General features: G+C 34.4%; 12 protein-coding genes and 1 pseudogene. 8 read left to right on the plus strand and 5 right to left on the minus strand.

Translation table 11 applies throughout. From position 1 onward, the window contains the following. Nucleotide 1: 1 nt before the first annotated feature. From IPM51_15705 to IPM51_15715, 3 genes are all read right to left on the minus strand, one after another. Complete coding sequence (locus IPM51_15705; protein ID MBK9285742.1) at nucleotides 2–640, minus strand: biopolymer transporter ExbD; 639 nt, start codon at nucleotides 638–640, stop codon at nucleotides 2–4. A 24-nt stretch (nucleotides 641–664) separates the two neighbouring features. Then, nucleotides 665–1330: a biopolymer transporter ExbD gene (locus tag IPM51_15710; protein ID MBK9285743.1), complete on the minus strand. Its 666-nt coding sequence runs from the start codon at nucleotides 1328–1330 to the stop codon at nucleotides 665–667. 62 nt (nucleotides 1331–1392) lie between these two features. Beyond that, nucleotides 1393–2196, minus strand: a complete 804-nt coding sequence (locus IPM51_15715) for a MotA/TolQ/ExbB proton channel family protein (protein MBK9285744.1) — start codon at nucleotides 2194–2196, stop codon at nucleotides 1393–1395. Between the two features lie 206 nt (nucleotides 2197–2402). On the opposite strand from IPM51_15715, the gene IPM51_15720 reads away from it, so the two are divergent. The 8 genes from IPM51_15720 to IPM51_15755 all read left to right on the plus strand — a co-directional run bounded on the left by IPM51_15720 (nucleotide 2403) and on the right by IPM51_15755 (nucleotide 9576). Beyond that, complete coding sequence (locus tag IPM51_15720) at nucleotides 2403–2738, plus strand: MmcQ/YjbR family DNA-binding protein (protein MBK9285745.1); 336 nt, start codon at nucleotides 2403–2405, stop codon at nucleotides 2736–2738. 70 nt (nucleotides 2739–2808) lie between these two features. Continuing rightward, nucleotides 2809–3936, plus strand: coding sequence for a CofH family radical SAM protein (locus IPM51_15725; protein MBK9285746.1), 1128 nt, complete (start codon nucleotides 2809–2811; stop codon nucleotides 3934–3936). Nucleotides 3937–3939: 3 nt separating this feature from the next. Beyond that, entirely contained in the window at nucleotides 3940–4332 is a 393-nt protein-coding gene (yidD, locus tag IPM51_15730) for a membrane protein insertion efficiency factor YidD (GenBank protein ID MBK9285747.1), read from the plus strand. Nucleotides 4333–4361: 29 nt separating this feature from the next. Further along, nucleotides 4362–5252, plus strand: a complete 891-nt coding sequence (locus IPM51_15735) for a hypothetical protein (protein ID MBK9285748.1) — start codon at nucleotides 4362–4364, stop codon at nucleotides 5250–5252. Next, nucleotides 5221–6036, plus strand: a complete 816-nt coding sequence (locus IPM51_15740) for a hypothetical protein (GenBank protein ID MBK9285749.1) — start codon at nucleotides 5221–5223, stop codon at nucleotides 6034–6036. Before IPM51_15735 ends, IPM51_15740 begins: the two co-directional genes overlap by 32 nt. Nucleotides 6037–6067: 31 nt before the next feature. Beyond that, nucleotides 6068–6667, plus strand: coding sequence for a hypothetical protein (locus IPM51_15745; GenBank protein ID MBK9285750.1), 600 nt, complete (start codon nucleotides 6068–6070; stop codon nucleotides 6665–6667). A 36-nt stretch (nucleotides 6668–6703) separates the two neighbouring features. Further along, nucleotides 6704–7912, plus strand: coding sequence for a leucine-rich repeat domain-containing protein (locus IPM51_15750; protein ID MBK9285751.1), 1209 nt, complete (start codon nucleotides 6704–6706; stop codon nucleotides 7910–7912). 98 nt (nucleotides 7913–8010) lie between these two features. Continuing rightward, nucleotides 8011–9576: a caspase family protein gene (locus IPM51_15755; protein MBK9285752.1), complete on the plus strand. Its 1566-nt coding sequence runs from the start codon at nucleotides 8011–8013 to the stop codon at nucleotides 9574–9576. On the opposite strand, the gene IPM51_15760 is transcribed toward IPM51_15755, so the two are convergent. Both IPM51_15760 and IPM51_15765 read right to left on the minus strand, forming a co-directional pair. Then, nucleotides 9577–12453, minus strand: a complete 2877-nt coding sequence (locus IPM51_15760; protein ID MBK9285753.1) for a SpoIIE family protein phosphatase — start codon at nucleotides 12451–12453, stop codon at nucleotides 9577–9579. A gap of 138 nt (nucleotides 12454–12591) precedes the next feature. Next, nucleotides 12592–12762 (minus strand): annotated as a pseudogene (locus tag IPM51_15765) (hypothetical protein). Between the last annotated feature and the right edge of the window lie 15 nt (nucleotides 12763–12777).

Below are 12777 nucleotides of genomic sequence, written 5' to 3' on the forward strand. Positions count from 1 at the left end.
ATTAACCTCCTGTTTTTTCAGTCATTAAATCCATTTCCGATTTTAAGATGTCAACTACAACATATTTACCAATGAGATTAATGTTTATTTCATCAATCACATCAATTACATTTTTATAGGTTGCTTTATCATCTGTTTTTATCAGTATGGTTGGCGCCTGTTTGTTGGCTTTTATTTCACGAACCATTCGTTTATAAGTGGTGTCGGCCATTTGTTTAGCTTTGAATTTTTCATCCAGTTTAGCAATTTCATCCGTGGCCCATTTATTTTTATCAGCCAGGTATTTATGCAAACTGCCTTGAGAAAAATCCAATTCGCTTAATGTGGTTTTTGCACCCGTTTCGTTATCTACCGCTCTGAATTCACCCTCATAATAAAAAATCTTATCGTCTTTAGTTAAAAGTACGGTAATACCATTTTTAATTGCCGGTGGAGGCGGATCATTTGGGTTTGGTGGCACCGGAAAAGTAAGCTCCATTGATTTAGGCTTACTAAAGGTGGAGGTGAGTACGAAAAAGGTAAGTAATAAAAACGCAAGATCCACCATAGGCGTCATATCAATCCGCGTGGATTGTTTCTTGGCCCTTCGTTTACCGCCTTTTTTACCGCCGCCGCCGCCGTCTTCTGCTATTTCTGCCATTGTTTAATTTTTTAATTATTTATTTTACTCATTTGGATTTGCTTCCAAACTGGTAATTAAATTGAATTGATAAATTTTTAAATCGGTAAAAGCTTTTACCACATCCTTAACTAAAATGTATTTTGTTTTACTATCACATTTAATTGCGTATCGTGGTTTTTCAGCTTTAAATTCCTGATTACTTTCTTCCGCTTTGTTTTTCGCTTCATTATAAATTTTAACCGCCTCGGCTCCTCCTGCACTTATCCAATCCTTTAATTGTGGATTATTTAATGTGTCATTAGGAACACCTTTTTGGGGTTGAAATTTCATACGCTCATCTTCGCTGGCATCTATATATCTTGGTAAATCTTTGATATCTACTCCAAAACTTGGTAAACCACTGAATTTTTTAATTTGTTCAGGAGTAAAGGAGATTTTATATTTATCAGCCATTTTCTGCAATGCATTCATTTTTGCTGCTGCATTACTGATTCCAAAAAAGGCACGTCCTTCCGGATCAATAGATACCATGATGTGATTATCGGGTAGTGTTACCGTTCCAATTGATGAAGGAGGGTCAACCACTACCGGTTCTGCCATGCGAAAACTCGCAGTGAGCATAAAAAACGTAACAAGCAAGAAGGCAAGGTCCACCATTGGCGTCATATCCAAACTTGGTGCTCCTCCTGAACTTCCTTTCTTTGACATAGTTTACTGTTTTTAATTTAGATGATTGGTTTATTTAAATTCCATAAAATAATTTCAAAAAATTATTTTCCGCTGGTTTGAAACTCCTGAATGATTGAAAATCCGGCTTCATCCATAGCATGGGTAATCTGATCTACTCTGTTACTGAACAAGTTATAGAAAATAATAGCACAGGCCGAAGTTAAGATACCAACCAATGTATTTACAAGGGCCTCAGAAATACCCGTTGCTAATGCAGAAGTATCAGGTGCACCTGCATTTGCTAAGGCCGCAAACGCACGAATCATACCCACAACCGTTCCGATTAGACCGGCAAGAGTTCCGATAGAGGCCATCGTTGAAATAACCACCATGTTTTTAGTTAACATCGGTAATTCTAATGCAGTAGCTTCTTCTAAAGCTTTAGAAATAGCATTTACCTTAGATTCTTTATCCATATTTGAATCATTCTCAACAAATTTGTATTTGGCTATACCTTCATGAATCACATTAGCTAAAGATCCTTTTTGCTTATCGCAAGCAGCCATTGCACCATCCAAATCATGATTTTTAACTAACTCTTTAATTGAACCAATAAACTTATCGGTTTTACCTGAGCCGGATGCTCTTTGTATGGTAATAAAACGCTCAATGGCAAATGTTAATACAGTTAACAAAAAGCCAATTAAAATAGGCACAATAAATCCACCTTTATACATTGTTCCTAAAATGTTATGCGGATGTCCTTTGTCCGGATCTCCACCTTCAAAGTTAGAAGGCGCACCCAAAATCATTTTAAAAATAAAAACGCCAATACAAATGCATATTGCAATTGCCAGTGCCGATACCACCAATGGGAATCCTCCCGATGTTTTCTTGTTACTCATAATTGTGTTATTTGTTTATTTGTTAATTTTAATTTACGAATGCCAAACATAATAAAATACTTTTGAAGAAAAAACCCCTTTGTGTTACTATTTTATTAGGTTTTATAACGTATTCATGCGGCAAATATTTTAAAAACCCCCGGATATTTAATCAATCAATTTATAACTGGTATCTTTTTTCGGATATTTGGTAAATTAAAGACCAAATGAATCACGAAGAAATCCGCTTATATTGCCTAAGCTTACCTGAATCTGAAGAATCTTTTCCTTTTGATGCTGAAACACTGGTTTTTAAGCATAAAGGCAAAATTTTTGCTATTCTTTCTTTAGACGAAAATCCTCCGCGAATCAATTTGAAATGTAATCCGGCGTATGCGTTGGAATTACGTGAAAAATTCAATAATGTAGTACCGGGTTACCATATGAACAAAAAACACTGGAACACGGTAATTTGCTCCGGAGGGATTAATTTCCCGCTTCTCAAAAAATGGATAAACGACTCCTTTGCCTTAATTCAGGCGAAAACTCCAAAAAATAAATAGTAAAACGGCTAAGCAATTTTTGTATGGCGATAATTATCAAAGTAAGCCATACAAATAGTAAATTTGGAGGATGATAATAAATGATTTGTTGGAAAGAGCCTTGACGTTTGATTTTTTAAGCGCAGAAGAAGGGGTGTTCCTTTATGAACATGCTTCAACAAGTGAACTGATGTTTGTTGCGAATGAATTGCGCAAAATTCAAAAAAATAATTCCAATAAGGTTACCTGGCAAATAGATAGAAATTTAAATACAACAAATGTTTGTATTGCAAATTGTAAGTTTTGTAATTTTTACCGAATTCCCGGTCACGCGGAGGCTTATATAACAAACATTGATACGTATAAAATTAAAATAGAAGAAACAATACGTTTTGGAGGCGATCAGTTACTCTTGCAGGGAGGGCACCACCCGGATTTAGGACTTGATTTTTACGTAAATCTTTTTAAACAAATCAAATCTTTATTTCCCAATATTAAATTACATGCGTTAGGACCACCTGAGATAGCTCACATTACTAAATTAGAAAAAAGTACACATACTGAAGTTTTAATGGCACTTAAAAATGCCGGCTTGGATAGCTTGCCCGGCGCCGGCGCGGAAATATTAAATGACCGCGTAAGAAGATTAATTAGCAAAGGGAAATGCACAGGAAGAGAATGGCTGGAAGTGATGAAGGCTGCACATGTTTTGGATATAACCACTAGTGCTACTATGATGTTTGGTCATGTAGAAACAATTTATGAAAGGTTTGAACATTTAGTTTGGATTAGAGAAGCGCAAGCCCTTAAGCCCAAAGAGTCTAAGGGATTTCTGGCATTTATTCCCTGGCCTTTTCAGGATGACGGAACTTTATTAAAGCGAATAAAAGGGATTCAAAATAATGTGACGGCTGATGAATACATTCGAATGTTGGCACTTAGTCGCATTATGTTGCCTAACGTGATTAATATACAAGCGAGTTGGTTAACTGTTGGTAAAGAAACAGCACAAGCTTGCCTGCACGCAGGAGCTAATGATTTTGGAAGTATTATGATTGAGGAAAATGTGGTTAGCGCAGCGGGCGCTCCTCATCGTTTCACCTATAAAACCATTCAAAACGCAATTCGCGAAGCCGGGTTTGAGCCGCAATTGCGCGATCAACAATATGAAGAAAGAACTTTGCCTGTCGAAATCGAAGAACAGGTTATTAATTATTAAGATTTGACGGCGACAACTAAATACCTTCTTTTCGCCACTTTATTTCTGGCTTTTGTTGTTAAATGCAATTCACAAATATTAATGGTTGATACCCAAACCCAAAAATTTAAAAAAGAATTGCATCTGATTCAATCGGAAAAAATCACCAAGCATAAAAAAGGTTTGGCCAATGCCATGCTGAATTTTTATCAATCCAAAATTTCACCTCTAATTGCAGCCGATTGCGTTTATGCACTTTCCTGTTCCCGATTTTCGCGCGAATCCATTCATAAACATGGTCTTATCATTGGAGTATTACAAACAGCCGACCGTTTGTCTCGTTGCTCTTTTCCTTGCGCCAAAGAAATCCCCGATTTCAAATTTGATGAGAACGGATTAGCAGAAGATAACCCATAAAATTGTAACCGACATGTAATCGGGAATTAATGCCATCTAAAAAAACACAATTAAAATTATATAAGATCCAAACTGTTTATTTGGTCACATCATTTATTCTGTTTTTTGTAATGATTGGTAAGGCACAAATTTTTGATACTATATCATTGCAACAAAAGAAAAATTTTCTGTCAGAATTAATGGAACAGAAACAATTGGATGATGTTATTTATTTGGCGAGAAAATTAAACAACCAAATCCAAAATGAAAGTTTATTTCTCTTACAGATTCAGTCTCAATTGTTGTTGCGAAAAGAAAAGGAAGCTTTAGTTGATTTACAAAATTTTAATATTATCGATAGTTCAGGTTTAGGGTGCACAAAAGTGATGTTAAAAAATCATGCTTATCTGATGCTCGGATTATATGATTCAATAAATGAACCTAGTTGCATAAAACATTTGCAGCACAAAGAACAATGGAAAATTCAATTAATGGCCGCCATGTTATTTCAAAAAAAGTGGGATGACTTCGACTTGTTATTTAATAATAGTAAATGCAGCGATCCCATTTGTTCGGTATCCGAATTCGCCTTATATATTCAAAAACAAAAATTGGCGCAACTTAAAACCAAAAAAAGATTTTTAGCCGGTTTGCTTTCGGCAATCATTCCGGGCACCGGAAAAATTTATGCCGGTAAACCTCGCGAAGCTTTTTATAGTTTTTTACCGGTTGTTGCAAATTTTGCACAAGCAGCCGAAGGATATTATTATAAGAAATTAGACAGCCCACATCTTTACTTTTTCGGAACTGTTGGTACGGTGTTTTATGCCTCCAATATATATGGAAGCGCAAAAGCAGCAAAAAGAAAAAACGAAGAAATTAAAATCAGAAACAACAACAATATTGAATTTGAAATTTATAAACTCATTAAATATTATTAAAATTCTGCTTATTTGCTTTGTCGCAAATATTAAAGCACAGGATGTGAAGATGCGCAGACTGGAACTTCAATATTTAGCTAATCAAAGTCTGAATAACTCGGAGAAGGATAGTTTGCAGTTATTGATAGCAGATGCATATATTAATGAAGGCAATTATCAAAGTGCATTTGCTTTAAACGATCGAATAGTAGAAAATCCGAATAATAGAGATGTGAAATTATTTATTGCCGGTAAAGCCGAATTTTTAAATGAAAATCATGAAGGCAGTTTGTCGTTTTTCAATGCGCTCAACGAAGAAAAATTATTTAATAATTTTAAGAAAGAATTCAGATTACTAAAAATATTAAATCACAATCGACTACTTAATCAAAACGAAGTTTATTTACAATTAGTTAATGAATCTTTTACTTCGGGTATGGATACGGTTGGTTTAGCACAACGCGTTTTTTCCGTTAATAAACCTAAACTGATTAATGTCAGGAAAGTTTTAAGAAGGTCAAGCTTTTTGCCGGGATCAGGATTATATTACGCCGGCGAAAAAGGAAAAGCCTTCGGAAGTTTTTTTCTGAATGCAATATGCTTGGGCTATGCGGGTTATAGTATTTACACGCAGCATTATATCACATCTGCGTTTACCGGATTGGGTCAGTTTTTTAGATTTTACAATGGCGGCAAAAGAGCGGGTTTAAAAATATCAACAAAGAAAAACAGAGAAGCCTATTTACAATATATTATAGCCAGCGAAGAAAATATTCAGAAAATATATTTTGATATCAGTAAATAAACCTATAGCTTTGGCGCAAAATTAACTTGTTATGATTAAAAAAATCGCTTTATTTTCAGTTACCGTTTTATTATTAGCCTCATGCGCTAAAAGAATTGCACCTCCTTATACTACAGTTGAAAAGTTGGTGAAAGTTGCTCCGGGTATGACTGCCTCTGATGTGTCAGGTACTTTGGGTATTCCTCCATATGAAATTTATCACATGGCCGGAGATGGCAGCACGGTATTATTGTATAATTATAAACTTAAAAACAGAAAAAATACCGGATGCGGTGTTTTAGAGAAGTGGGGTATTGCTGATCCTTTCTATTCAAAAGAAGAAAATTTAGCAGTAGGTAGTTCATATTATGAGAAAGAACAAAAGGTTTATGTTCTTTTTAATAACGGAAAAGTAAGTTCTTTAGTTACTGATGCGGGTCGTGAAGATTCTGAAGATTTATTGGTTCAAAATAATACCATACAGTTTATTGCTAAAACCGGACGTCATTCTTTTAACTACTATAATTATGAGAAATTAGAATTAGGACAGTCTATTATTAAATTAGATCACAAAGGAAACTTCGCTAAAAAGTCAGGTGGATTTTTTGGTGGAAGCAAAACTAAAAAAGGCTGCAACGTTTTTGGCGGTTAATTCAGTAATTAATTTTAATTTTTTATCCTGATTTTTTTGAAGAAAGCTAGTTTTATATTATTTGTATTTTTTCTTGCAACAACAAGTATTGCTCAAAGCAAAAAAGGTGGTAAAAATAACACCACGCCACCTGCTGAGCCTACTCCTGTTGTAAGTGAAAAAGAATTAAGCAAGATTCTTGCAAACAAATTTGAATTTACAGAAAGAGCTGCGTATTATGAATTATCAGATGCCCTTGCACACGCCGATCAGGTAACCACTTTAAAATTAAATCGCTTAAATTTAACCGAGGTTCCCAAAGAAATTAATTCTTTCAAAAATTTAGTTGAGTTAGATCTTTCCGGAAATAATATTTCTAACGTTAACGGCAAACTTAGCGGCTTAAAAAATTTACAAGTCCTCAATTTGAGCGGAAACGCATTAACTGAAATACCATCCGATGTAAATTCACTTCCGTCATTAATTAGTTTAAATTTAAGCAGCAATAAAATTTCATCGGGTTCAATCAATTCCAATTCTATTGAAAGAATTTATTTAAACAATAATGATTTAACAAGCATACCTTCCGGTATAGAAAACCTGTCACAATTAAAAACTCTTTCTGTTCACTCCAATAAAATTACTCGCTTAGATGAAGATTTGTTGAAATTGAAAAAGTTGGAAGTTTTATTGGTACAGTTCAACAAAATAGTGGATGAACCGAAAGCGTTTCAGCACAATGGAATTATTCATTATGTGTTTTATCCTCAATTGGTGGATGAACGTTATCTATATAAAGCTTTATATGGCGGACCAGTAGCTTATGCTAAATCTGCATCAAGTGCAGGTGATGAATCGACAGAGAACACTGATTTTCTCGGCCTTGGAAGTTTTGGAGAACAAGTTGTAGATTACGATTACAATATTAAAACTCAAAGTGTAGGAAGCGGATTTAAAAGAGTAAAAGTTGGAAATCACTCCTTTAAACGTATTTCGAAAGTGAGAACTACGGGTGCAATTAAAGTTTTAGGCTGTTTTTTGCTACCACCCGCCGGACCGGTAGTTGTTGGATTACATTGGATTTCGTCGCCTAATCACAGGAATAATTTCCGATTATCTAAAATTCTCTATTTACAGGAAGATGCAAATAAACTAATTGACCAAGGACCTTCTAATGCCCGCGTTCAAAAAGTGAATAAAATAAACCACAGAATTGTTCGCGTTTATCGCAAATATCTAAAGGACAACAAATTGAAGTCCAACTAAAATCCACTAAATTTTCTTAAATTTGTTTAACACCTCATTGGGAAGGGTTAAATTTGAATATCATGAAAATAGTTGGAAATTTTACTAAATATATTAAAATGAAACGGGTTAAGATTTCGTTCATTGCCTTAAGCATTTTTTTATCGGTTAATGCATTGGCACAAGAATATGCCACCATTTATCTGTATCGTCAAAAGAAAATCATTTCTGCCGGTGTAAGTTTTAAAGCCTATTTAAATAAGCTTGAAATTGGTCAGATCCATAATGGCGGTCGTTTAGAATATAAATACTATAAAGAAGGTAAGGTGGATATTATGTGTGGTGTGTTTTCGGAATATGGTGGTATGGATCGATATACTGATAATATAACTTTAGATATTAAAAAAGGACAGGTGTATTATATACGTGGAGAAGGAAAATCAATTGAATTGGTTAACGAATTTGTAGGAAAATCAGAGTTTGAAAGAAATCAGGATTTCAGGGGAAGTGTTGTGATGAATGACAATAAACCCTGGGGCGAAGTTAATAAAGAATCTTCGTCAACAAGCTCATCCTCCTCCTCCTCTTCATACGAGCCGCAGATTATTTTATTATCACCTACAGTAGAAGGAGAAGAAATAACGGTTACCGAAGAGTCATTAAAAGTTTCGGGTTATTCAAAAGCTACTGCTAATATTAAAAAAGTAACCATTAACGGTGATTTGCAAACATCCGATGATTTAGGAAATTTTTCTACTCACGTTAAATTAAAAGAAGGGATGAATCGCATTACCATTGAGATGGTAGATATGAACGATGAGGTAGGTAAAAAAACATTTAATGTATTGCATGTAGTTAATGATGTTGCAAGCAACAATGAAAAAACAAATAAAGTTACATACAGAGGAAGTGATCCGTTTAAAGGTACCAATGTAGCAAACGTGGCTAAAGAATTAAAAACCGGAAAATATTATGCGCTCTTTGTTGGAATTGACAAATACACCGGCACATGGACTCCATTAAAAAATGCAGTAAATGATGCCAAAGCTTTAGAAAATTTATGTAAAACGCAATATCGTTTTGATGTGATACGTAACTTGTACGATGGACAGGCAACCCGTGAGAATATTATTAAAGAAATGGAATGGTTGGTGGCCAATGTAAAAAGTAACGATAACGTTTTAATTTATTATTCCGGACACGGTGAATTTAAAAAAGAATTGAATAAAGGATATTGGGTGCCGAGTGATGCTAAATCTGCTTCTACCTCTCAATTTATTTCAAATTCCGAAATTCAAACATTTCTATCTGGTATTCCTTCCAAACATACTTTGTTAGTTTCCGATGCTTGTTTCAGCGGCGATATTTTCAGAGGGACTGTGGCTTCTGTTCCATTTGAAAATTCAGATAAGTATTATATTAAAACCTATGAAAATAAGTCTCGTCAGGCGATTTCTTCCGGTGGAATTGAACCGGTAATGGATGGGGGAAAAGACGGACATTCTGTTTTTGCTTATTATATGCTACAAGCATTAAAGGGAAATAACGGTAAATATTTTGATGCAACTCAATTATTTGGAAAAATAAAAATACCGGTTGTAAATAATTCAGATCAAACACCAAGTTTTAATCCTATTAAGAATACGGGTGATGAAGGGGGGAATTTTATTTTTATCAAAAAATAATTAAACCTTAACGCCAATAATTAATACATCATCCACCTGCTCGTAATTCTTGCCTTTCCAGTTATTAAAATATTCCATTAGATAGGTTTGTTGTTCTTTCATAGGAAGATGATGGATTCCAACCAAAATCTCTTTAAATTTTTTTGTCATCATTTTTTTACCGTTCGCTCCGCCGAATTGATCGGCGTAACCGTCTGAACTCAAATAAAAAGTATCTCCGGTTTTCAAATTAAACTCATGTTGTTCGAATATTTGTTCATCAGGAGTATAACCGCCAATTGCAGTTTTAGTTGCCTTGGTTTCAACTATTTCATCGCCTCCATTTTTTACTAATAAAAACGGTCGGTTAGCGCCGGCATATTTTACAATGGCGCCTTCAGCAGTCTTTTGGATTGACACCAAGGCAACATCCATACCGTCTTTTATTCCGAGTTCGGGATTAGATTGTTTTAAACTAAATTTCATCCCTTGATTTAACAAGGCCAATATTTCTCCGGGTTCATTGCAGTTTTTAGCCGATTCATAAATTTCTTTGCTTCCAATCATACTCATGAATGCGCCGGGTACACCGTGCCCTGTGCAGTCTGCGGCAGCTACATAAAAGCTTCCGTTTTTCAGTTTACCGAAGTGATAAAAATCACCACTAACAATGTCCCGTGGTTTATATAAAATAAATGCGTTAGGTAACTCTTGTTGAAATATGGGTAATTCAGGAAGAATTGCATTCTGAATTCGCTTGGAGTAATTGATAGAGTCGGTGATTTCAGTTTTCTGAATTTCCAATAAATCTTTTTGAGCTTCAATTTCTTTTTTACTGGCAACAATTTCAGCCGTTCTTTCCACCACAATTTCTTCCAAAATTTCTTTTTCACGTTGTAATTTTTTCTCTCTAACTCTTAATAGTACAAAGAATGAAATTAAAATAAATAGCACTGAAGAAATAATAAACGGCGCTTTTTTATAGAAGGGCTTGTCAATATGAAATTCAATTAATTTTTCTTCCGAATAAACACCATCATTATTAGAAGCTCTCAATAAGAGTTTATAATTGCCGGGTTGTAATTTTTTGTATTCAACGGAAATAAATTCGTCCGGATTTTGTTTGTCGATAATTAATTTGTGCCAGGTGCTATCCACATCACTTAATTTTGCAAAGTATTTATTGTTATTTGGATTGGTTAAACTTACCCCGCTAAATTTTATGATAATTGAATTTTTATTATGTTCAAGTTCAAATTTTTCGGTAAGTGTAACTTTTTCTTTATTAATATATACTTCGTCAATAATGAGATTTGGTTTTACTTGATTTTGTTCATCCAATCCCGGATAGTAAGCCGTAATTCCTTTAGGAGTTCCAAATAAAATGTGATCAGGCCCTAATGTAATTGCATTTAAATTACTCTCCACAAATTTATACCCATCAAAACGATCAATATTTTTAATATACCGTACTTCGCTGTTTTTGCCCAAAATTATTTTGCACAAACCCCGGTTAGTTCCGGCAATCAGCAACGAATCATTTGAAATTTTTAAAGAATAAATATTTCCCGAAATAAGTTTTCCGGTTTCACAAATTCGGTTTATTTTTTTATTTGTCGGATTATATTGAAATATTCCACCTCCAAATGTTCCGATATAAATAGTTCCGTTTGTGTTTTTGTCTAAACATTGTATTCTTGTTTCCAGTAAACCGTCTTCTTTGCTGAATGATTCGAGCACTTTCCCGTCAAACCGCATCAAGCCCCCAAATGTACCTATCCAAATATTTCCAATATTATCTTCCGTAAAACATTGTACTTCATTATTAATTAATCCATTCGATTCTGATATATCCCGAATTTCTCCTTCTGCATTTAAAATACTTAATCCGGCCGGTGTTCCAATCCAAACTTGATTTTTAGAATCGCAAAAAACAGAATTAATAAAGGGATCAATTATTTTTTCTGATGCAATCTGCTCAATTGATTGATTCGGGTTTAATTTGCATAATCCTTTTTCAGTTCCTATCCATAAATTTTGATTTTGATCATGACACAAGGAAGTAATTTTTAAAGTAGTTAATCCTTCTGCAATTCCGTATTTTTTTAGGTGATTGATTTTATTATTGGTAAAACTAAAGTGATAGAGTCCGGTTGAAGAGCCTGCAAAATATTTTCCGAATTGGTCTTTACTGAATGAAGACGGAAAATTTAATTCGGGTAGTTCATTATTCGTAATATGAACAAACTTTTTCCCTGAAAATTTTATTAGACCGGCGCTATTGCATCCAATCCAAATATTATTTTCACGATCGGCAAGAAGTTTAAAAATTTCATTGGCACCCAATCCTTCTTTCATGCTCATGGAATAAGAAGGGTCTGAACAAATAACACCTTTATTTTTGGTGCTTAACCAAAATCTATCTTTTTCGGCACAAATGCTCCATACTTGTTCGTTTTCGGTGCCCGAAATTTGTTGTAATTGTTCCGGATTATTTTTATGTATTCGGAATGCCCCTGAAGTTCTTGTGCCAAAAATCAGTTCATCATTATTAATGGGTTGGATACAAATAACGTTATTTGCCGATGGCAAACTAAATCTGAAATCAGAAAATTTGTTTTGATCATCGTACTTAAGTAATCCTTCTCCAAAAGTTGCAAACCATAAATTTCCTTCGGCGTCTTCCGTAATATCAAAAATATAATTACTACTTAATTCATCTTCTGCTGTATAATGTATAACATTAATTTTTCCTTCCGGTGATTGTTGTATTTGAAATAATCCTTTTCCCGAACTGGCCGCCCAAATACGCTCTTTACTGTCGATAAAAACAGACATGAAATACGTATTGGTGTTATCATTTATTTCTTTCACGGCTGCAATGGTTCCGTTTTTCATGGTGAATAGGCCTTTATTAGAGGCTATCCAAAGATTTCCTGTTTTTTCCTGGGCAATTTTGCGTACAATGTTAGCCTGAAAACCATCGGCTGAGCCAAATGTTCTGAACCGGTATCCATCATAACGGCATAGTCCGCCGCCATCGGTTCCAATCCATAAATACCCCTCTTTATCTTGAAATATTTCAAATACAGTAGATTGTGGTAATCCGTCTTCTACGTTATAATTGATAAAATTAAACTGCTGCGCACAAAGCCAAGACGGGAGTAAAGTGATAAAGATTACATATTTTAGATATGCGCTAATAATCTGGAAAAATTAAAT

Source organism: Sphingobacteriaceae bacterium, from assembly GCA_016715905.1.
Lineage (GTDB): Bacteria > Bacteroidota > Bacteroidia > B-17B0 > Aurantibacillaceae > Aurantibacillus.